Source organism: Aliihoeflea sp. 40Bstr573 (genome assembly GCF_024105655.1).
Lineage (GTDB): Bacteria > Pseudomonadota > Alphaproteobacteria > Rhizobiales > Rhizobiaceae > Aliihoeflea.
In genome coordinates this window covers 1-19,730 of record NZ_JAAAMH010000003.1, presented here as the reverse complement: position 1 = coordinate 19,730, position 19,730 = coordinate 1, and the positions used below count along the sequence as shown (strand labels likewise).

Below are 19,730 nucleotides of genomic sequence, written 5' to 3'. Positions count from 1 at the left end.
CGCGATGATGTTCAAGCGCATGCCCATCGGCGCGGCGATCGGCCTTTTCGTCACCGTCGTTCTTCTCATCGTCGCGATCTTCGCGCCCTGGATCGCGCCCTACCCCGGATCGCGAGTCCTCGGCGGTGTGTGGGAGCCGTCCTCCGCGCAATTCTGGCTCGGCACGGACAATCTGGGTCGCGACCTGCTTTCGCGCATGATCTACGGCGCACGGATCACCGTCTTCATCGCCGTCGCTTCCACCGCGCTCGCCTTCACGCTCGGCTCGATCCTCGGCTTCATGGCAGCGGTCATCGGCGGCTGGTTCGACACGCTGATGTCGCGCTTCGTCGATCTCCTGATGTCGATCCCCACGCTGATCTTCGGCCTCGTGGTGCTCTCCGTCCTGCCATCGACGATCCCGATCCTGATCCTCGTCATGGGGATCCTGGATTCGACCCGCGTCTACCGCCTGTCGCGCGCGGTCGCGGTCGACATCAACGTTATGGATTTCGTCGAGGCGGCCAAGCTGCGCGGCGAAGGCACGCGCTGGATCATTTTCCGCGAGATCCTGCCCAACGCACTCTCGCCGCTCGTGTCGGAGCTTGGCCTGCGCTTCATCTACGCGGTCCTGTTCCTTTCTGCCCTCTCCTTCCTTGGCCTGGGCGTCCAGCCGCCGGATGCGGACTGGGGCGGCATGGTGCGCGAGAATCGCGAGGGCATCGTCTTCGGCATTCCGGCCGCTCTGATCCCGGCTGGTGCCATCGCGGCGCTGGCGATCTCGGTCAATCTGGTCGCCGACTGGATCTTGAACCGCACCACCGATTTGAAGGGAGGGCGCGGCAATGCCTGAGCAAAAGTCCAATCTCAAAGGCGCGCCGCTGCTCGACATTCGCGATCTGAAGATCGAGGCGACCGTCTATCCGCCTGACGAGGATCCGCACGACATCACGATCGTCGATGGTGTTTCGCTCACCTTGCACAAGGGTAAGGTCCTCGGACTCATCGGTGAGTCGGGCGCCGGCAAGTCCACCATCGGCCTCTCGCCCATGGCCTATGGCCGCGGCGGCGTGCGGATCACCGGCGGCGAGGTGCTGGTCAACGGTCGCGACATGCTGAAGGAGGGCAACCGCAAGGTGCGTCGCCTGCGCGGACGCGAAGTCTGCTATGTCGCCCAGTCCGCGGCGGCAGCCTTCAATCCCGCCCACAAATTGATGGATCAGGTCGTGGAGGCCACCTTGAAGCATGGCGTGTCCTCGCGCCGCGAGGCCGAAGCGCGCGCGGTCGAGCTGTTCCGCAAGCTGTCCCTTCCCGATCCTGAAAACATCGGCAAACGCTACCCGCATCAGGTGTCCGGCGGCCAGCTCCAGCGCGTGATGACGGCGATGGCGCTGTGCTCGGAACCCGACCTCATCATCTTTGACGAACCCACGACCGCGCTCGACGTGACGACGCAGATCGACGTCCTCGCCGCGATCAAGGAGGCGATCCGCGACACCGGCGTTGCAGCTCTCTACATCACCCACGACCTTGCCGTCGTCGCGCAGGTCTCCGACGAGATCATGGTGCTGCGCCACGGCAAGACGGTGGAATGGGGCGAGACGCGCCAGATCATCGACGAGCCGAAGGAAACCTACACCCAGCAGCTCGTTGCCGCTCATCACGTCGAGCATGACGAACAGGCGCCCGAAGGCACCCCGCTCCTGTCGGTAAAGAACGTGACGGCTGCCTATGGCGGCGGACATATCGACGTCCTGAAAAACGTGACGGTCGACATCATGTCGGGCCAGACGCTCGCCGTCGTCGGCGAATCAGGCTCGGGCAAGTCGACGCTGGCGCGCGCCATCACCGGTCTTCTGCCTCCCAAAGAAGGCTCGATCACCTTCGACGGGCGCGAATTGCCTGCGCGTCTGGCCAACCGAAAGCGCGAAGATTTGCGCGAACTCCAGATGATCTACCAGATGGCGGACGTGGCGATGAACCCGCGCCAAACGGTTGCCACGATCATCGGACGCCCGCTGGAATTTTATTTCAACCTGCGCGGCGCGGAACGCGATCGGCGCGTCAACGAACTCCTCGAAAAGATCGAGATGGGCCGGGGCTTTGCCGACCGCTACCCGGCGGAGCTTTCCGGCGGCCAGAAGCAGCGCGTCTGCATCGCCCGCGCGCTTGCGGCCGACCCGAAGCTGATCATCTGCGACGAGGTCACGAGCGCGCTCGATCCGCTGGTCGCCAATGGCATCCTCAAGCTGCTCCTGGAGCTGCAGAAGCAGGAGCAGGTCTCCTACCTTTTCATCACCCACGACATTGCGACCGTCAGGGCCATCGCCGATTCGATCGCCGTGATGTATCGCGGCGAGGTCGTACGCTACGGGCCGAAGTCGAAAGTTCTCCAACCACCCTATGACGATTACACCCAGCTTCTCCTTTCTTCCGTCCCCGAGATGGAGATCGGTTGGCTGGAAAAGGCAATCTCGGGGCGGCGCATGGCGGCTGCGGGGAACTAGCCCCGCCGCATCGCGCTCGGCGGCTTGCCGAACGCCCGCCTGAACGCGCGGGAAAACGAGGCCGAACTCGAAAATCCCGTCCGCGCGGCAATGTCCGCCATCGGCTCACGCGTATCGAGAACCAGGCGCCGCGCTGCACTCAGCCGCAATCTCAGATAGTACGCGCCGGGGCTCTCGCCGATGGCGCGACCAAAAACCTGCTCCATCGTCCGCACCGACAGTTTCGAACGGCGTGCGATCGCAGCGATGGTCAGCGGCCGGTCGACATGGGCCTCCATGGTCCGCACGGCCTGGGCAAGCCGGGGGTCGTGGCCGTCGAGCCGGCCAAGCGAGACAAGCGGCTGCGCGTCGCTTGCCGCCCTTGCCTGGTCGTAGATGAAGACGCTCGCTACATCGAGCGCGACGCTCATGCCGAGCCGCGATCGGATGAGATGGAGCATCAAGTCGAAGCCCGGCGATGCGCCGCCTGCGGTGATGACGGGACCGTCGATCACATAGCGGTCGGGCCGAATGTCGGCTTCGGGAAAGGCCGCGGCGAAGTCCTCAAGGTCTTCCCAGTGTGTGGTCGCCGCGCGCCCATCGAGAAGTCCGGCATGGCCGAGCACCCAGGCGCCCGCCTCGATGCCGCCGACCGCACGCGCGGCGCCTGCCGCCCGCTTGAACGCGGCGAGCTCCGGCCCGGAGAGCGCGCCGCGCGAACCGAACCCGCCGATCGCGATGACGAAATCGCCGGTGCGGCCGGCGTCGAATGTACCGGAGACGGCAATCGGAAGACCGCTGGTCGTCTGGGGCGGTTCCCCATCGAGCGAAACCACACGCCAGTCGAAGGCCTGACGACCACAGACCCGGTTTGCCGCACGCAACGGATCTATGGCCGAGGCGACGCACATCAGCGAGCACCCCGGCAGCACGAGAAACGTCACCGCAAGCGGCGCTGGATCAGGCAAAAAGATTGGGTGCTTTTCGTTTTTCATCAATTTCAATGCGTAAATCGCAAAACACACGAACGCAAGGAACGCGAACCTGACGGAAATATTGGAGGAAATGCCATGCCGCTCGAAATGAACCGCGAGGTCTTCATCACCTGCGCAGTAACCGGCTCCGGCGGCACGCAGGACCGCTCGCCCCACGTGCCACGCTCGCCCAAACAGATCGCGGATTCGGCGATCGAGGCGGCAAGGGCTGGCGCGGCGATCGTCCACTGCCACGTCCGCGATCCCGAGACCGGCGCCCCACGGCGCGACATCGCGCTTTATCGCGAGGTGACCGAGCGCATTCGCGATGCTGACATTGACGTCGTCCTGAACCTCACCGCCGGGATGGGCGGCGACATGGTGTTCGGCTCGACCGAAAGGCCGCTGCCGCTCAAGGAACAGGGCACCGACATGGCGGGCGCCGCCGAGCGCGTCGAGCATGTGCGCCAGTGCCTGCCGGAAATTTGCACGCTCGACTGCGGCACGATGAATTTCGCCGAGGCCGACTACGTGATGACGAACACGCCCGGCATGCTGCGCGCCATGGGCGCCATGATGACGAAGATGGGGGTCAAGCCCGAGATCGAGGCGTTCGACACCGGCCATCTCTGGTTCGCCAAGGAACTGGTCAAGGAAGGCGTGCTGGCGCCCGACGCACTGGTGCAACTTTGCATGGGCGTGCCGTGGGGCGCCCCGGACGACCTGAACACCTTCATGGCGATGGTCAACAACGTCCCGAAGGACTGGAACTGGTCGGCATTCGCGCTCGGCCGGAACCAGATGGCCTATGTCGCCGCAACCGTGCTCGCCGGCGGCAATGTCCGCGTCGGGCTGGAGGACAATCTGTGGCTGGGCAAGGGCGAGCTCGCAACGAACGCACAGCTCGTCGAGCGCGCCGTGACCATCGTGGAGAACATGGGCGCGCGCGTCATCGGCCCGGACGAGGTGCGCAAGCGCCTCAAGCTGACCAAACGCGCGCCGCTGGCGGCAGAGGGGAACTGATCTCATGGCCGTCATCAGGAAGGCCGCCTGCATCGGCGGCGGCGTCATCGGCGGCGGCTGGATCGCGCGGCTCGCGCTCAACGGCATCGACGTGGCCGTCTTCGACCCGCATCCCGAGGCAAGGCGCAAAGTCGACGAGGTCATGACCAATGCGCGCCACGCCTACACGCGCATGGCGAAGAAGGGGTTGCCGAAAGAAGGAACCGTGACCTTTGTCGGTTCCATTGTCGAAGCGGTCGCAGATGCCGACCTCATCCAGGAGAGCGTACCCGAACGGCTCGAGGTCAAGCTGAAGACGCTGGCCGAGATCGAAACCGCCGCTGCCCCCGACGCGATCATCGGCTCCTCCACCTCCGGCTTCAAGGCGACCGACATGGCCGTCGACATGAAGCACCCCGAGCGCTTCCTCGTCGCCCACCCCTTCAACCCCGTCTATCTGCTTCCGATCAACGAGATCGTGCCTGGCGAGAAGACGAGCCGGGAGGCTGTGGAGCGTGCGAGCGAGGCCTACACCTCCATCGGCATGAAATGCGTCGTTCTCAACAAGGAGATCGATGCTTTCGTCGGCAACCGGCTTCTGGAGGCGGCCTGGCGCGAGGCGCTGTGGCTCGTCAAGGACGGCGTCTGCACGGTCGAGGAACTAGACGACATCATGCGCTATGGCTTCGGCCTGCGCTGGGCGCAGATGGGCATGTTCCAGACCTACCGGATCGCCGGCGGCGAGGCGGGCATGCGGCACTTCATGGCGCAGTTCGGCCCGGCGCTCGCCTGGCCGTGGACCAAGCTCATGGACGTTCCCGAATTCAACGACGACCTCGTCGACCTGATCGCCACGCAATCTGACGCGCAATCCGGCCAGTGGTCGATCCGCGAGCTTGAGCGCATCCGCGACGACAATCTCGTTGCCATCATAGAAGCGCTGTCGAAGGAGAACGACGGCAAGGGCTGGGGCGCGGGGCACCTGCACGAGGCCTACGTCAAACGCCTCGGCCAGGCGGCAAGTCCCCTTTCCGATGCCGCCGCCAAGGCAAAGGCGGCAAAGCCCAGGAAAAAGAAGAAGGCGTGACGCCATGGATTTCGCACTGACCGAAGAGCAGCGCCTCATCGTCGACACGACGCGCGCTTTCGTCGAGAACGAGCTCTATCCGCACGAGGCCGAGGTCGAACGCACCGGCCGTCTGCGCATGGACCTCGTCAAGGAGCTTCAGGCAAAGGCCATCGCGGCTGGCCTTTACGCGGCCAACATGCCCGAGGAGGTCGGCGGCGCGGGGCTCGATACGCTGACCTGGCTGCTCTACGAAAAGGAACTGGGCCGCGCCAATTACGCGTTGCACTGGACCTGCGTCGCGCGCCCCTCGAACATCCTTCTCGCTGGCACCGACGAGCAGAAGGAGCGCTATCTTTATCCCTGCATCCGCGGCGAAAAATGGGACTGCCTCGCCATGACCGAGCCCGGCGCCGGCTCCGACCTGCGCGGCATGAAGGCGAGCGCGCGCCAGGATGGCGGCGACTGGGTGCTGAACGGCACCAAGCACTTCATCTCCCATGCCGACCTCGCCGACTTCGCCATCGTCTTCATGGCCACCGGCGAGGAAGAAACCCCACGCGGGAAAAAGAAGCGCATCACCGCCTTCTTTGTCGACAAGGGCACGCCCGGCTTCACCGTGCGCGACGGCTACCGGAACGTCTCGCATCGCGGCTACACCAATTCCGTGCTGGAGTTCGACGATTGCCGCCTGCCGGCGAGCCAGGTGCTAGGTGAGGTTCACAAGGGATTCGAGGTGGCCAATTCCTGGCTGGGCGCGACGCGCCTCCAGGTCGCCGCCACCTGCATCGGCCGCGCCGAGCGCGCTCTCGGCCACGCCGTCGAATGGGCGGCGAGCCGCGAGCAGTTCGGCCAGCAGATCGGCAAGTTCCAGGGCGTCTCGTTCAAGCTCGCCGACATGGCGACCGAACTGAAGGCGGCCGACCTGATGCTGATGGAAGCCGGCTGGAAATACGACGCCGGCACCGTGACCGACATGGACATGGCGATGGCGAAGCTGAAGGCCAGCGAGATGCTCGCCTTCGTCGCCGACGAAGCGATCCAGATCCACGGCGGCATGGGGCTGATGGACGAACTGCCGCTCGAACGCATCTGGCGCGACGCGCGCGTGGAACGCATCTGGGAAGGCACGAGCGAGATCCAGCGGCACATCATCTCACGCGCGCTGCTGCGGGCGGTCGGAGGGTGAACTTGACCGGCTCCGCGCTGCAAACCCCCAGCCTTTATCCCTCCCCACAAGGGGGAGGGCAATCGTCAGCATCGCGCCGATCCCACCGAGAGCTGCGCCGAATGCTTGCATGCAATGTCCAAGTCTCCCTCCCCCTTGTGGGGAGGGATAAAGGGTGGGGGTCGTTTCAAAAGACCCCTTCCACCGCATGACCCGCCTCGAACGTCTCCTTCGCCCGCGCTCCATCGCCGTCGTCGGCGGCGGCGCTTTCGCGGTCAACGTCGTCAGGCAGTCGCTCAAGATGGAATTTGCCGGCGACATCTGGCCGGTCCACCCGACCCGGACCGAGATCGAAGGCGTTCCAACCTTCCGCTCCATCGCCGACCTGCCGGGTGCCCCGGACGCGGCCTTCATCGGCGTCAATCGCTTCGCCACGATCGATATTCTGCGCGAGCTTGCGGCTCGCAAGGCCGGCGGAGCGATCTCGTTCGCCGCCGGATTTCTCGAGGCGGACGACGCGGACGGTGCCCGTCTTCAGCGCGAGCTCGTCGAAGCCGCCGGCGACATGCCCGTCATCGGGCCGAATTGCTACGGGCTGATCAACTACGCCGACGGCGCCCTGCTCTGGCCTGACCAGCACGGCGGCCGGCGCCTGGCACCGGGCGCGCGCGGCGCGGCGATCATCACGCAATCTTCCAACATCGCCTGCAACCTGACCATGCAAGCGCGCGGGCTGCCCGTTGCCTTCCTGATGACGGCGGGCAACCAGGCCCAGACCGGCCTGTCGGAAATGGCGCTCGGCCTGATCGAGGACGAGCGCGTGTCCGTACTCGGTCTCCACATCGAGGGCTTCGATTCCGTTCCTGGCTTCGAGCGCCTGGCGGCCCGCGCGCGCGAACTGAAGAAGCCGATCGTCGCGATGAAGGTCGGCCGCTCTGAGCAGGCCCGCGCGGCGACCATCTCGCATACGGCGTCGCTGGCGGGTTCCGAAGCAGGCTCCGAAGCGATCCTGAAGCGCCTCGGCATTGCCCGCGTGCACTCGATCCCGGCCTTCCTCGAAACGCTGAAACTTCTCCACGGCGCCGGGCCGCTACCCGGCAACCGGCTGTCCTCGATGAGCTGTTCGGGCGGCGAGGCGTCGGTGATGGCCGATGCCGCCGACGGGCGCACCGTGACCTTCCCGCCCCTCAGCGGGTCGCATCGCGACAAGGTCAAGGCAACGCTCGGCCCGTTGGTCGCGCTCGCCAATCCGCTCGACTACCACACCTTCATCTGGAACGACGAACCGGCCATGACCGCGACCTTCACCGCCATGATCGCGGGCGGCTTTGACCTCAACATGCTGGTGCTCGACTTCCCCCGCGCCGACCGCTGCTCGGATGCCGACTGGTGGCCAACAGTGCGCGCCTTCGAAGCAGCGCTCAAGGCGAACGGTGCGCGCGGCGCAATCGTGGCGTCGATGGCGGAGAATCTCTCCGAGGGACACGCGGACGAACTTCTCGCGCGCGGCATCGTACCATTGCACGGCATTGAGGAAGCGATGGCTGCGGCGGAAGCGGCGGCGTTCGTGGGATCGGTTTGGGCCCGGACACCACCGTCTGGCCTGACGTCCATGATCTCCCCTCTTGATGGAGAAATGGCCCGCAATCGAGTGCCGGGCGCGCCGTGCCAGACCCTCGACGAAGCATCCGCCAAATCGCTCTTCGCATCGCGCAATCTCTCCGTTCCTGCCGGTCGCCGCGTATCCTCCGCACCGGAAGCCGTCACCGCAGCCAAAGCCCTCGGGTTCCCCGTTGCGCTCAAGGCCCTTGGCCTCGCGCACAAATCCGAGCACGGAGCGGTCCGGCTGAACCTGCGCGACGCCGCTGCGGTCGAAGCCGCCGCGACCGCCCTCTTGCCCCTTGGCGCGAGCCTCTATGTCGAACGCATGGTCGAGGGCGCGGTTGGCGAACTCATCGTCGGCGTCTCGCCCGATCCCGTCTTCGGCGCGCTGCTGACCATCGGCTCGGGCGGCGTTCTCGTCGAGCTCTTGGCAGACGCCGCGACGCTTCTGCTTCCCGCCAGCCGCGACGAGATCGAAACGGCGCTGCGATCGCTCAGGCTCTTCCCGCTCCTCGACGGCTATCGCGGCCGCCCGAAAGGCGATGTCGCGGCCGCGATCGACGCCATCCTCGCCATTTGCGATTTCGTCGTCGAGAATGAGGGGCGGATCGTGGAACTCGACATCAACCCGCTAATCGTGTGCGAACGCGGCGCATTCATCGCGGATGCGCTACTGGTCGGCGATTTCGAAACTTTGGAGCAAACCGCATGAGCGAAGACGTCGTCAAAACCCGCCGCGAAGGCGCGATCCTTGAGGTCACGCTCGACCGCCCGAAAGCGAATGCGATCGACCTGAGAACCTCGCGCCTGCTCGGCCAGACCTTCAAAACCTTCCGCGACGATCCGGACCTGCGCGTCGCGATCGTGAAAACTGCCGGGGACAAGTTCTTCTCAGCCGGCTGGGACCTGAAGGCGGCGGCGGATGGCGATGCGGTCGACGGCGACTATGGCGTCGGCGGGTTCGGCGGCCTGCAGGAACTGCGCGACATGAACAAGCCGGTCATCGCCTGCGTCAACGGCATGGCCGTGGGCGGCGGCTTCGAACTCGCGCTCTCGTGCGATCTCATTTACGCGTCCGAAACGTCGAGCTTCGCCCTGCCCGAAATCAAGGCCGGCACATTGGCCGACGCGGCGACCATCAAGCTGCCGCGCCGCATCCCGTATCACGTCGCGATGGATATGCTTCTGACCGGCCGCTGGATGGATGTGATGGAGGCCCATCGCTGGGGCCTCGTCAACGAGGTGCATCCGGCCGACCAGTTGGAAGAGCGCGTCTGGGACGTCGCCCGCCTGCTCGCCTCTGGCCCGCCTTTGGTCTTTGCCGCGATCAAGGAAGTCGCGCGCGAGGCCGAAGGCCAGACTTTTCAATCGGCCATGAACCGCATCACCAAGCGCCAGTTCCGAACGGTCGATGAACTCTACGAGTCGGAAGACGGACCGGAAGGCTTCAAGGCGTTCGCAGAAAAGCGCGACCCGGTGTGGAAGGGGCGCTAACGCCCCTCCCAGCCGTTCGTCAAACCCGTTCGATGGCGATCGATATACCCTGGCCGACGCCGATGCACATCGTCGCCAGGCCGTAGCGCGCACCGCGTTCCTTGAGCTCCAGCGCAGCAGTGCCGGTGATGCGCGCGCCCGACATGCCGAGCGGATGGCCAAGCGCGATCGCGCCGCCGTTCGGATTCACATGGTCCGCGTCGTCGGCGATGCCGAGATCGCGCAGCGTGGCGAGCCCCTGGCTGGCGAAGGCTTCGTTGAGTTCGATCACGTCGAAGTCGGAAACCTTCATGCCGAGGCGATCGACCAGCTTGCGGGTCGAGAGCGCCGGGCCGAAGCCCATGATGCGCGGCGCAAGGCCAGCGACCGCACCGCCCAGGACGCGCGCGGTCGGCGTCAGGCCGTATTTCTTCACCGCCGCCTCCGACGCGATGATGAGTGCCGCCGCGCCGTCATTGACGCCCGAAGCGTTGCCCGCGGTGACCGTTCCACCCTCCTTCTTGAAGGGCGTCGGCAGCTTGCCGAGCTTCTCGGCAGTCGTGCCGGCGCGCGGATGTTCGTCCTTGTCGACCACGATCGGGTCGGCTTTGCGCTGCGGGATCGTCACGGCGACGATCTCCTTCGCCAGCCGGCCGTTCTCCTGGGCGGCGACGGCCTTGTCCTGGCTGCGCGCGGCAAAGGCGTCCTGGTCGGCGCGGCTGATCTGGAACTGCTCGGCGACGTTCTCGGCCGTCTCCGGCATGGAATCGACACCATGCTGCTTCTTCATCAAGGGATTGACGAAGCGCCAGCCGATGGTGGTGTCGTAGATTTCCGCATTGCGCGAGAATGCCGTCTCGGCCTTCGGCATGACGAAAGGCGCGCGCGACATGCTCTCCACGCCGCCGGCGATCATGATTTCGGCCTCGCCTGCCTTGATGGCATGGGCGGCATTGATGACGGCGTTCATGCCCGAGCCGCAGAGCCGGTTCACGGTCGCGCCGGGCACGACCTCCGGCAGGCCGGCCAGAAGCAGCGACATGCGCGCGACGTTGCGGTTGTCCTCGCCGGCCTGGTTCGCGCAGCCATAGACGACATCGTCGATGGCTGCCCAGTCGACGCCGGGATTGCGCTCCATCAGCGCCTTCATCGGCACGGCGCCAAGATCGTCGGCGCGCACGGAGGAGAGCGAGCCGCCGAAGCGGCCGATGGGCGTGCGGATATAGTCGCAGATATAGGCGTCAGCCATGTTCAAACCTCCGGTACGATCAGATCCTTGCAGGCACCTTCAACCACGAGCTTGGCTCCGGTCACGGCCTGCAGGTCTTCCATGCTGATGGACGGCAGCTTTTCGCGCAGGACGAAACGCTTGTCGATGATTTCGACGACGGCAAGGCTGGTGTAGACCGTCGTCACGCAGCCGACGCCGGTCAGCGGCAGCGAGCAGCGCTCGACGAGTTTCGGCTTGCCGTCCTTTGTGACGTGGTCGGTGATGACGCAGACGCGCTTGGCTCCGTGAACAAGGTCCATCGCGCCGCCGACGGCAGGCACCGATTTCGGACCCGTCGACCAGTTGGCGAGGTCGCCATTCTCCGCCACCTCGTAGGCGCCGAGGATCGCGACGTCGAGATGGCCGCCGCGCACCATGGCGAAGCTGTCGGCATGATGGAAGAAGGATGCGCCGGGATTAAGTGTCACCGCCTTCTTGCCGGCGTTGATCAGGTCCCAGTCTTCCTCACCGGCCGGCGGCGCTTCGCCGAAATCGAGGACGCCGTTCTCGGTGTGGTAAATGACCTCGCGGCCCTGTGGCTTGAACTTCGCCACCATCTCGGGAAACCCGATGCCCAGATTGACATAGGCCCCGTCCTGGATGTCCTGCGCCGCGCGCCAGGCGATCTGGGCGTTGGTGAGTTTCGCGGTCATGCGCCGGCCCCTTCCTTCAAGCGCGCGCTTTCGCGCAGCAATGCCTCTTCCTGGCGTGGATCCGTCACCTCGACGATCGTGTCGACGAAGATGCCGGGCGTTACGACGTGCTCGGGATCGATCGCGCCGGGCTCGACCACCTGCCGCGCCTGGACGATCGTCTTCGCCGCCGCCATCGCCATCAAGGGCGCGAAATTGCGCGCCGCCTTGTTGTAGGTGAGATTGCCCTTGGCGTCGGCAAGCTCGGCCTTGATGATCGCGACATCCGCCTTGAGCCAGCGCTCCTGCACGTAAGGCCGGCCGTCGAACTCGGCGACCGGCTTGCCCTTGGCGATGTCCGTGCCGAAGCTCGTCGGCGTATAGAAGGCCGGAATGCCGGCCCCGCCCGCACGGATGCGCTCGGCGAGCGTGCCCTGCGGCACCAGTTCGAGCTCGATCTCGCCGGCGTGATAGCGCTCGGTAAAGGCGCGCGAATCCGTCGAGCGCGGGAACGAACAGACCATCTTGGCAACCATGCCGGCGTAGATCATCGCCGCGATGCCGACCGCGCCATTGCCGGCGTTGTTGTTGACGACGGTCAGCCGGCCCGGCGAGCCGGTCTCCTTGTAGCGCGTGACGAGCGCGTCGATCAGTTCGATCGGCGCGCCCGAGCCGCCGAAGCCGCCGATCATGACGGTCATGCCGTCTTCGATGCTGGCGATCGCATCCTCGATGCTGGGGGTGATCTTGTTCATCTCGCTCCCGGAAATGTTGGCGGCCGGCAGGAAACCGACCGCATATCGAATTCAGGAAAGTTCGCATTGCGAACACATGTTCCATATGCGATACACGCTCTAGATGACCGAGGGTAACGTGTCAATCGAAGAGCCGACAAGCCGCACCGATCGTGTCGGGTCGCTGGAACGCGGGCTGGGCGTCCTGGAGATCCTGGCGGCGCATCCGGCCGGGCTGACGATGAGCGAGGTCGCCGATCGCGCGGGGCTGACGCGCGCCGGCGCGCGTCGCTTCCTCCTCACCCTCGTTGCCTCCGGTTATGCCCGGCAGGACGGGCGCATCTTTCGCCTGTCGCCCCGCCTCATCACGCTAGGGCGCACATGGCTTTCCGGCGCTTCGCTGTGGACCTATGCCGAGCCCTTCATGCGCGAGGTCTCGCAGACATTGAACGAAAGCTGCTCAGCAGCCGTACTGGCGGATGAGGACGTGGTCTATGTCGCCCGCATCGCCGGCGCGCGCATCGTCGGCGTCGCCCTTCATGTCGGCACGCGCCTGCCGGCCTACTGCACATCGATGGGCCGGGTACTCCTGTCGGGCCTGTCCGACGCCGACCTCCACGCGTTCCTCGCGCGCGCCGCGATCCTCGCCAAGACCGACCGGACGGTGACCAACCCTGGCGAACTCGCCCGCCTCGTCGCGAAGGCGCGCGAAGACGGCTACGCCATCGTCGACCAGGAACTCGAGATCGGCCTGCGCTCGCTCGCCGTACCGATCCGCGACCGCACGGGCGCGATCGTCGCGGCGATCAACGTCTCCACGCAATCGGCACGGATGCCGCTGTCGGAAATGGAGCGGGAGTTCCTCCCGCTCCTGAAAAAGGCCGCCGGTTCGATCGAGGATTTCTTCGTGGTGCAGTAGGGGGTCAGGCCGCTTGGCAGGCACTGTGCGCGTCGCGCTCGATCAGTCCCTTGATGGTGCGGGCGAGCGTCAACTGCCGGTGCTGTGCAATGGCGCGGTCGATCTCGTTGTCGCTTGCCGGTTCTTCAGCCACGGCCAGCAACCGGTCAACGATCGATCCCATATCGGCGGAACCGTTGCAAAGAGCGCGATCCGCGCGGGTGTTGTGGTTCAGGTGGTGAAGCATCGATTCCTCCTTTCCTCCAAGCACGATCGCCGTAAGGCGTTTCGATGCTCGTTCGATGCGGAAAGAAATAGCCGGGATCGATGACAGCTCGAAGACAAGCGCGCGTCCGAAATGGGGCGGGCCGGAGACTTTTCTTCCCCGCCCCGCCCCAGAAGTAAACGCGCCGTGCTTCCGCGCCGCTAGACGTAGCGGTTGACGATGTTTTCCAGCCGCTCCTGCCGGCCCGAGACCGGCTGCGGATCGAGCCCCGTATCGAGCGCCCAGTTCGAAATCTCTTCGAGCGAATAGGACCCCTCGAGCATCTTCGCGGCGTCCGGGTCGGACCAGCCGGCGTAGCGCTCCTCGAGCGGCGCGGAGAGCGCCTTGTCCTCGATCATCTTCGCCGCCGCCTTCAGCCCGCGCGCGCAGCAATCCATGCCTCCGACATGGGCCGCGAGCAGGTCAACCGGATCGAGCGACTGGCGGCGCAGCTTGGCGTCGAAATTGGTCCCCCCCGTGGTGAAGCCACCGGCCTTCAGCACCTCCAGATAGGCTAGCGCCATCTCCGGCACGTTGTTGGGGAACTGGTCGGTGTCCCAGCCGGACTGGTAGTCGTTGCGGTTCATGTCGATCGAACCGAAGATGCCGAGAGCGCCTGCAAGCGCCAGTTCGTGCTCGAAGGAATGGCCGGCGAGGATGGCGTGGCCCTGCTCGATATTGACCTTGACCTCCTTCTCCAGGCCGAAATCCTTCAGGAAGCCGTAGACGGTCGCGACGTCGAAATCATACTGGTGCTTGGTCGGCTCCTGCGGCTTCGGCTCGATCAGGATTGTGCCGTCGAATCCGATCTTCTTCGCATAGTCGACGACGAGCGACAGGAACCGGCCTGCCTGATCGCGTTCGCGCTTCATATCGGTGTTGAGCAGCGTCTCGTAGCCCTCGCGCCCGCCCCACAGCACGTAGTTCTGGCCGCCGAGCCGCTTGGTGACATCGACGCAGCTCTTCACCGTGGCGGCCGCATAGGCGAAGACATCCGGGTCCGGATTGGTCGCCGCGCCCGCCATGTAGCGGCGGTGTGAGAAGAGGTTGGCGGTGCCCCACAAGAGCTTGACGCCGGTCTCTTCCTGCTTCTTCGCGAACACATCCGCGATCTCGTCGAGCCGCGAGATGCTCTCTTTCAAAGTCGCGCCCTCGGGCCGCACGTCCGCATCATGGAAGCAGTAGAATGGCGCGCCGAGCAGGCTGAACATCTCGAAGGCGACATCCGCCTTCATTTTCGCCGCTTCCATCGTCTCGCCAAACCAGGGCCGCTCGAAGGTCTGGCCGCCGAACGGGTCGCTGCCCGGCCAGGCGAAAGAGTGCCAGTAGGCGACGGCAAAGCGCAGATGGTCTTCCATGCGCTTGCCAAGCACGATCTCGTTCGGATCGTAGTGACGGTAGGCCAGTTCGGACGTCGATTGCGGGCCTTCGAACTTGATCGGCTTTATGTCGCCGAAGAAACCGGTGCTCATGAGGTCAAACTCCTTTGAGTGCAGGATAAAGCGCGCGGAAACGTGCATAGGCGTCCCCATAGGCCGAGGCCAGCGCGCGGTCGGGTTCGATGGTTGAGGCGATGCGGGGCCGCGTCAGGATGGAGGCCGGCTCGGCCTTCTCCGCCGCGATGAGGCCGAGGCGCGCGGCGCCGAAGGCCGCGCCGAAATCGCCGTCCGCGGGCAGTTCGACCGGGATGCCGAGCGCCGTCGCGATCGTCTTCAGCCAGAGCTGCGAGCGCGAGCCGCCGCCGACCGCCATGACTGAGGAAAGCTCCGTTCCGGCGGCACGCAGCGCTTCGAGATTGTCGCGCAGCGCAAACGCAACGCCTTCGAGCACGGCCTGCGTCAGGTTCGCGCGGTCGCTCTGGTGCGACAGGCCGACAAAGGCGCCGCGGATTGCCGCATCGTTGTGCGGCGTCCGCTCGCCGGAAAGGTAGGGCAGGAAGGTGACGCCAGACGGCGCGCGCAACTCGGTGCCAAGTTCGCCCGTCAGTGCGGCCGGTTCCGCGCCGGTCACGCTGGCGAGCCAGTTGAGCCCGTCCGTCGCCGACAGGATGACGCCCATCTGGTGCCAGGTTCTCGGCAAGGCATGGCAGAAGGTGTGGATCGCGCTTTGCGGGTTCGGCAGATAGCTGTCGGTGGCAGCAAACACCACACCCGACGTGCCAAGCGAAACGAAAGCCTCGCCGCCTTTGGCGACGCCGAGCCCGCAGGCAGAAGCCGCATTGTCCCCCGCTCCGCCCGCAACGATCACATGGCCCGTCATGCCCCATCTGGCGGCAAGCTCGCCGCGCAATCGACCGGCAGGCTCGGTGCCCTCGACAAGGCTCGGCATGTGCTCTTCGGCAAGCCCCGTCGCGGCGAGAAGATCGAGCGACCAGCGCCGGTTTGCAACGTCAAGCCAGGCCGTTCCGGCAGAATCCGACATTTCGGAGATCATTTCGCCAGTGAGCCAGAGTCGTACATAGTCCTTCGGTAACAGGACCTTCGCCACGCGCTCGAAAATCTCCGGTTCGTTGGCGCGAACCCAGGCGAGCTTTGGCGCGGTGAAGCCGGGAAAGACGATATTGCCGGTGATCTGCCGGAAGCGCGGATCGGCGTCGAGCGCGCGTGCCTCGGCGTGACTGCGCGTGTCGTTCCAGAGGATCGAGGGCCGCAGCACCACGCCGGCGCCGTCGACCAGCGTTGCGCCGTGCATCTGCCCGGAAAGGCCGATGCCACGCATGGCGGCCATCTCCTTGGGGTGGGACAGGACAAGCGCACCGATCGCCTCCTCGGCGGCCCCGATCCAATCAGCCGGATCCTGTTCCGACCAACCGTCATGCGGCCGAGAGACCGAAAGCGCGGCGGATGCCGACGCGACGACCTTCTGATCGGCGCCCATCAGCAACGCCTTCAGACCGGATGTGCCCAGATCGAGCCCGAGATACATGGCGAATTCCTCCCCGACGGACTCTTAGCAGATTGCACGCCGCCGCCGAGTCGAATTTTTTCGGAACTCGCAATAAATGGCGATCAGCGCGCGGCGATGGCGTCCGCCCGCTGCCACAGGATACCCGACATCGGGCTCGCCTCGCGCCGCAATGCGCGCTCGCGGGTCAGCCTTCCGGCCATTGCACGATCGCCGGAGCGGATCGCAGCCTCGATCAGCGTCAGGTCGATCACGTCGCGCTGGGCGTGGCTGCCGCCGAAGGAATGAGCGCGCGCACGCACGGCGCTCAAGAGCTGCACCGTCTCGGCATAGTCGCCGCGCCCGAACGCATGGAGCGCACGGGCGATGGGCCGGCCGACATCCCGCGTAAAGCCAGCATTGTCGCCCGCGCCCGCGCCCGCAACCGCCTCGTCTTGCGCGGCCAGAAGGCGCGCCGCCGCCGCCTCGCTGCCCCCTGCAACGAATGCCATCATCGCATGCATGTCGTTGAAGGCGTAGGCCGACACGCCCGCATGCGGCGCCCACTGCGCGGCGAGAGGTGTCCAGCGGTCGCCGACATCGACACCGCCCAGGTGCAGCCGCCAGAGGATCGCGGAAGCGTCGACCATGTTGAGCGCAACCGTCGATCGTGCGCCGAAGATCGGCCCGTCATAAAGCGCCAGCACCTCGTCGGTCTCCCCGAGGTCGAAATGGTAAAGCGCGAGATGCCACCAGTTGTGGACCTGGAGAAAGCTCTCCTTCGTCCAGTGCTCGGCGTTGCCGCGCATCCATGCGATGCCCTCCCGCTGCCTGCACTGCATTTCCATGACATGCGCCACCGCGTGCTGTGCCCAGCCGTCGCGCGGGTTGAGATCAACCGCTTGTCGGCCGGCGCGTTCGGCGTCTTCGTACTCGCCATTTTCCTCCAGCCCGAAGGCGCGCATCCCGAGGATGGCATGGTAGCCCGCCATGCCCGCGTCCCAGGCCGGTAGCGCGCGCTCGATCCGTCCGCGCAGCATCGACGCATTGCCGGTGAAGAAATCGATCTGGTGTCCGGCCTGAAGCGCCAGTGCATCGCGGGGATACTCTGCCGCCAGATCGGCAAGCACGCGCCCCGCATCGTGCCAGCGGCCCGCGGCGAGATGGCCGAGCGCGGCGACATGCGCCTTCTCGCGAGTATTGGCAGGCAACGCGGCGGCGGCCGCATGGGCGGCGCGAACGACGGGCGCGGCCGTCGGCTCGGTCGAGAGCCCATAGAGATAGCCCTTCAGCACATGCGCCATCACTGTGCCCCGGTCCGCCGCAATCGCCGCATTCGCCGCGCCCACCGGATCGCCGATGAAGCATTGCAGCTCCGCCACGCCGCGCATCAGATGCGCGGCCGCGCCGTTCCCTCCGCCAGAGATGTGAAGATCAAGCGCGTCAGTCGCCATGAAGGAGCTCCGGTTGAATTTGGAGCCTACGCCCGCCGCGCCGCGCCTGCCAAGCCTGACGCGTTCACGCGCATTTCGGCGAAAGTAACATCTCGTCAACCACGCGGCGACAATCATGCGGACAACGCCGGGCGATTCGCACCGGCAGACTTGCATTTCGTGACCGAGGGGATGGGTAGCGTGCGTTTGAATGAAGATGAAGCGGCCAGAGCCGCGATCCGGCTGTTTCCGATGGAACGCCGGCAGGGCCGCATCGAGGCCGTAGCCACAGCCTTGCAACGCGCAAGCAACGACCGCGTCGCCGACCGTTATGCCGGGCGCGTGGCCCAGACCATGTTCGCCGAACTCGAACTCCTCGGCCTCCCCGAACTCGCGCAGGATGAGGCCATCGGCGCCTTCTTTCACGAAGTCAACCAGGCGATCGCCGCGCGCCGCGACGCCGAGCCCTGGATGGCCGAGATTATTTCCCTGCGCTGAGAGCGGGGAAGCCGGGCGACCGCATCCGCCGACGCCCGGCAAGTCGCCTAACTGGACGAACCGGCCTTGAAAGCTTCGTAGCGCGCCTTCGTCTCGGCATTCATCGGATAGAGGCCCGGCAGCGCAACGCCGCGGCCGACCTCTTCCATGATCCAGGCTTCCATCCGCTCCTGCTCGGGCGCCTCGGCGAGGACGTCGTCGAGGAGCGCGGCGGGAATGACGACTGCGCCGTCATCATCGACCACGATCACGTCGTCCGGAAACACCGCGACGCCGCCGCAACCGATCGGCTCCTGCCAGTTGACGAACGTCAGACCCGCCACCGAGGGCGAGGCGGCGACGCCGTTGCACCAGACCGGCAAGTTCGCGCCGAGCACGCCGGCAAGATCGCGCACCACGCCGTCCGTCACCATGGCGGCGACGCCGCGCTTGGCCATGCGCGAGACGAGAATGTCACCGAAGACGCCGGCATCCATGACGCCTTGCCCGTCGATGACGGCGATCGAACCTTCGGGCATCGCCTCGATGGCGGCGCGGGTCGAGATCGGCGAGCCCCAGCTTGCCGGCGTCGCGAGGTCCTCGCGCGCGGGCACGAACCGGAAGGTGAAGGCCGGGCCGACCGAGCGCGGCTGGCCGGGACGCAACGGCTTGGTGCCGCGCATCCACACGTTGCGCAGTCCCTTCTTCAACAGAATCGTGGTGAGCGTCGCGGTGGAGACGCCCTTCAAAGTCTCGATTGCCGCCTGATCCAATGCCATTCCTGAAACTCCTCGCTTGCGTTGGTTGCAAACCGTCTAAGCGCAAATGCGCGCCGGGGAAACCGCCAGCATGTTCTGGACCGATCGCTTTCGGCACTGGCCTCGTCTCTCCCGTCTCTGTGCGTCTGTTTACGGTTGGTCTTGCCGCTAATTGGAGGCGCATGAACGCGGCTCGGCGCCGCGGCGTTCGTCGCCTTCGTGCGCAAGGGTTGCGGCTTTGGGTTGCGCGTTCGGCGATAAGAGTGAGCGGCAGGATTTGGTACGGTGTTAATGCGGCTTCCTCGCCGATGGGTTTTGGCTCCAAACGCAAAAGCCGCCCATGGGGCGGCTGATTTAAGATGGGTCGCTGCGATGTGGTTGCGGGACTGAAATTTGAGTCAAGGACCTTGCGGCTCATGGATCGCGGGACGATGAACTGCCGGATGCCGGGTCGAGAGGCTGGCTCGGCGCGGCGCAAGTTGTGGGATTTGGGTGGTTTTGTTTGGTTGCGGGGGCAGGATTTGAACCTGCGACCTTCAGGTTATGAGCCTGACGAGCTACCGGGCTGCTCCACCCCGCGTCACCATTGTCTGGCTTTTTTGCCAGTCATCCGGGCTGCTTGTCCGAATG

At 65.6% G+C, this 19,730-nt stretch carries 18 protein-coding genes and 1 tRNA gene; 9 read left to right on the top strand and 10 right to left on the bottom strand.

Features of this window, described 5'->3' with window-relative positions; all coding sequences use genetic code 11:
* Positions 1–4: 4 nt before the first annotated feature.
* Together GTK01_RS05305 and GTK01_RS05300 are read left to right on the top strand one after the other, a co-directional pair.
* Positions 5–832 carry an ABC transporter permease gene (locus tag GTK01_RS05305; RefSeq protein WP_252924825.1) on the top strand — a complete coding sequence of 276 codons (828 nt, stop codon included), beginning with the start codon at positions 5–7 and terminating at the stop codon, positions 830–832.
* A complete protein-coding gene (locus GTK01_RS05300; protein ID WP_252924824.1) occupies positions 825–2,486 on the top strand; it encodes an ABC transporter ATP-binding protein in 1,662 nt (553 codons plus the stop codon). The genes GTK01_RS05305 and GTK01_RS05300 overlap by 8 nt, the downstream gene beginning before the upstream one ends.
* Here the strand turns inward: GTK01_RS05300 and GTK01_RS05295 are convergent.
* Complete coding sequence (locus GTK01_RS05295) at positions 2,483–3,463, bottom strand: GlxA family transcriptional regulator (protein WP_252925058.1); 981 nt, start codon at positions 3,461–3,463, stop codon at positions 2,483–2,485. The two genes, GTK01_RS05300 and GTK01_RS05295, sit on opposite strands and share 4 nt — an antisense overlap.
* A 72-nt stretch (positions 3,464–3,535) precedes the next feature.
* Between GTK01_RS05295 and GTK01_RS05290 the strand changes: the two genes are divergently transcribed.
* From GTK01_RS05290 to GTK01_RS05270, 5 genes are all read left to right on the top strand, one after another.
* The gene (locus GTK01_RS05290) at positions 3,536–4,462 is read left to right on the top strand and encodes a 3-keto-5-aminohexanoate cleavage protein (protein ID WP_252924823.1); all 927 of its coding nucleotides are present in this window, start codon (positions 3,536–3,538) and stop codon (positions 4,460–4,462) included.
* 4 nt (positions 4,463–4,466) lie between these two features.
* Positions 4,467–5,528 (top strand): 3-hydroxyacyl-CoA dehydrogenase NAD-binding domain-containing protein, encoded by a 1,062-nt coding sequence (locus GTK01_RS05285; protein WP_252924822.1) that lies wholly within the window; start codon positions 4,467–4,469, stop codon positions 5,526–5,528.
* A 4-nt stretch (positions 5,529–5,532) separates the two neighbouring features.
* Complete coding sequence (locus GTK01_RS05280; protein ID WP_252924821.1) at positions 5,533–6,696, top strand: acyl-CoA dehydrogenase family protein; 1,164 nt, start codon at positions 5,533–5,535, stop codon at positions 6,694–6,696.
* A gap of 187 nt (positions 6,697–6,883) precedes the next feature.
* Positions 6,884–8,989 carry an acetate--CoA ligase family protein gene (locus GTK01_RS05275; RefSeq protein WP_252925057.1) on the top strand — a complete coding sequence of 702 codons (2,106 nt, stop codon included), beginning with the start codon at positions 6,884–6,886 and terminating at the stop codon, positions 8,987–8,989.
* Entirely contained in the window at positions 8,986–9,771 is a 786-nt protein-coding gene (locus GTK01_RS05270; protein ID WP_252924820.1) for a carnitinyl-CoA dehydratase, read from the top strand. The genes GTK01_RS05275 and GTK01_RS05270 overlap by 4 nt, the downstream gene beginning before the upstream one ends.
* A gap of 19 nt (positions 9,772–9,790) precedes the next feature.
* On the opposite strand, the gene pcaF is transcribed toward GTK01_RS05270, so the two are convergent.
* The 3 genes from pcaF to GTK01_RS05255 are packed head-to-tail and all read right to left on the bottom strand — an operon-like array spanning position 9,791 to position 12,407.
* The gene (gene pcaF, locus GTK01_RS05265) at positions 9,791–10,999 is read right to left on the bottom strand and encodes a 3-oxoadipyl-CoA thiolase (RefSeq protein WP_252924819.1); all 1,209 of its coding nucleotides are present in this window, start codon (positions 10,997–10,999) and stop codon (positions 9,791–9,793) included.
* 2 nt (positions 11,000–11,001) lie between these two features.
* Entirely contained in the window at positions 11,002–11,673 is a 672-nt protein-coding gene (locus GTK01_RS05260) for a 3-oxoacid CoA-transferase subunit B (protein WP_252924818.1), read from the bottom strand.
* A complete protein-coding gene (locus GTK01_RS05255; RefSeq protein WP_252924817.1) occupies positions 11,670–12,407 on the bottom strand; it encodes a 3-oxoacid CoA-transferase subunit A in 738 nt (245 codons plus the stop codon). Before GTK01_RS05255 ends, GTK01_RS05260 begins: the two co-directional genes overlap by 4 nt.
* 103 nt (positions 12,408–12,510) lie before the next feature.
* Between GTK01_RS05255 and GTK01_RS05250 the strand changes: the two genes are divergently transcribed.
* The gene (locus GTK01_RS05250) at positions 12,511–13,305 is read left to right on the top strand and encodes an IclR family transcriptional regulator C-terminal domain-containing protein (RefSeq protein ID WP_252924816.1); all 795 of its coding nucleotides are present in this window, start codon (positions 12,511–12,513) and stop codon (positions 13,303–13,305) included.
* Positions 13,306–13,309: 4 nt separating this feature from the next.
* On the opposite strand, the gene GTK01_RS05245 is transcribed toward GTK01_RS05250, so the two are convergent.
* The 4 genes from GTK01_RS05245 to GTK01_RS05230 form a co-directional block, all read right to left on the bottom strand.
* On the bottom strand, positions 13,310–13,531 hold the full coding sequence (locus GTK01_RS05245; RefSeq protein ID WP_252924815.1) for a hypothetical protein: 222 nt from the start codon (positions 13,529–13,531) through the stop codon (positions 13,310–13,312).
* Positions 13,532–13,710: 179 nt separating this feature from the next.
* Positions 13,711–15,021 carry a xylose isomerase gene (xylA, locus tag GTK01_RS05240; protein ID WP_252924814.1) on the bottom strand — a complete coding sequence of 437 codons (1,311 nt, stop codon included), beginning with the start codon at positions 15,019–15,021 and terminating at the stop codon, positions 13,711–13,713.
* A gap of 4 nt (positions 15,022–15,025) precedes the next feature.
* Positions 15,026–16,474, bottom strand: coding sequence for a xylulokinase (xylB, locus tag GTK01_RS05235; RefSeq protein WP_252924813.1), 1,449 nt, complete (start codon positions 16,472–16,474; stop codon positions 15,026–15,028).
* Positions 16,475–16,557: 83 nt separating this feature from the next.
* Entirely contained in the window at positions 16,558–17,886 is a 1,329-nt protein-coding gene (locus GTK01_RS05230) for a tetratricopeptide repeat protein (RefSeq protein ID WP_371924275.1), read from the bottom strand.
* Between GTK01_RS05230 and GTK01_RS21050 the strand changes: the two genes are divergently transcribed.
* Positions 17,860–18,363, top strand: coding sequence for a DUF6074 family protein (locus tag GTK01_RS21050; protein WP_252924812.1), 504 nt, complete (start codon positions 17,860–17,862; stop codon positions 18,361–18,363). The genes GTK01_RS05230 and GTK01_RS21050 overlap by 27 nt on opposite strands.
* Positions 18,364–18,410: 47 nt before the next feature.
* Here GTK01_RS21050 and GTK01_RS05220 read toward each other — a convergent pair whose 3' ends face one another.
* Positions 18,411–19,121: a ribonuclease activity regulator RraA gene (locus tag GTK01_RS05220; protein WP_252924811.1), complete on the bottom strand. Its 711-nt coding sequence runs from the start codon at positions 19,119–19,121 to the stop codon at positions 18,411–18,413.
* A 482-nt stretch (positions 19,122–19,603) separates the two neighbouring features.
* A tRNA-Met gene (locus GTK01_RS05215) sits at positions 19,604–19,680 on the bottom strand.
* Between the last annotated feature and the right edge of the window lie 50 nt (positions 19,681–19,730).

What these genes read in the sequence shown, in the direction of transcription:
- GTK01_RS05305 (WP_252924825.1), top strand. Translation starts at nt 5, where the DNA reads ATGATGTTCAAGCGCATGCCCATCGGCGCGGCGATCGGCCTTTTCGTC.
- GTK01_RS05300 (WP_252924824.1), top strand. Translation starts at nt 825, where the DNA reads ATGCCTGAGCAAAAGTCCAATCTCAAAGGCGCGCCGCTGCTCGACATT.
- GTK01_RS05290 (WP_252924823.1), top strand. Translation starts at nt 3,536, where the DNA reads ATGCCGCTCGAAATGAACCGCGAGGTCTTCATCACCTGCGCAGTAACC.
- GTK01_RS05285 (WP_252924822.1), top strand. Translation starts at nt 4,467, where the DNA reads ATGGCCGTCATCAGGAAGGCCGCCTGCATCGGCGGCGGCGTCATCGGC.
- GTK01_RS05280 (WP_252924821.1), top strand. Translation starts at nt 5,533, where the DNA reads ATGGATTTCGCACTGACCGAAGAGCAGCGCCTCATCGTCGACACGACG.
- GTK01_RS05275 (WP_252925057.1), top strand. Translation starts at nt 6,884, where the DNA reads ATGACCCGCCTCGAACGTCTCCTTCGCCCGCGCTCCATCGCCGTCGTC.
- GTK01_RS05270 (WP_252924820.1), top strand. Translation starts at nt 8,986, where the DNA reads ATGAGCGAAGACGTCGTCAAAACCCGCCGCGAAGGCGCGATCCTTGAG.
- pcaF (WP_252924819.1), bottom strand. Translation starts at nt 10,999, where the DNA reads ATGGCTGACGCCTATATCTGCGACTATATCCGCACGCCCATCGGCCGC.
- GTK01_RS05260 (WP_252924818.1), bottom strand. Translation starts at nt 11,673, where the DNA reads ATGACCGCGAAACTCACCAACGCCCAGATCGCCTGGCGCGCGGCGCAG.
- GTK01_RS05255 (WP_252924817.1), bottom strand. Translation starts at nt 12,407, where the DNA reads ATGAACAAGATCACCCCCAGCATCGAGGATGCGATCGCCAGCATCGAA.
- GTK01_RS05250 (WP_252924816.1), top strand. Translation starts at nt 12,511, where the DNA reads ATGACCGAGGGTAACGTGTCAATCGAAGAGCCGACAAGCCGCACCGAT.
- GTK01_RS05245 (WP_252924815.1), bottom strand. Translation starts at nt 13,531, where the DNA reads ATGCTTCACCACCTGAACCACAACACCCGCGCGGATCGCGCTCTTTGC.
- xylA (WP_252924814.1), bottom strand. Translation starts at nt 15,021, where the DNA reads ATGAGCACCGGTTTCTTCGGCGACATAAAGCCGATCAAGTTCGAAGGC.
- xylB (WP_252924813.1), bottom strand. Translation starts at nt 16,474, where the DNA reads ATGTATCTCGGGCTCGATCTGGGCACATCCGGTCTGAAGGCGTTGCTG.
- GTK01_RS05230 (WP_371924275.1), bottom strand. Translation starts at nt 17,886, where the DNA reads ATGGCGACTGACGCGCTTGATCTTCACATCTCTGGCGGAGGGAACGGC.
- GTK01_RS05220 (WP_252924811.1), bottom strand. Translation starts at nt 19,121, where the DNA reads ATGGCATTGGATCAGGCGGCAATCGAGACTTTGAAGGGCGTCTCCACC.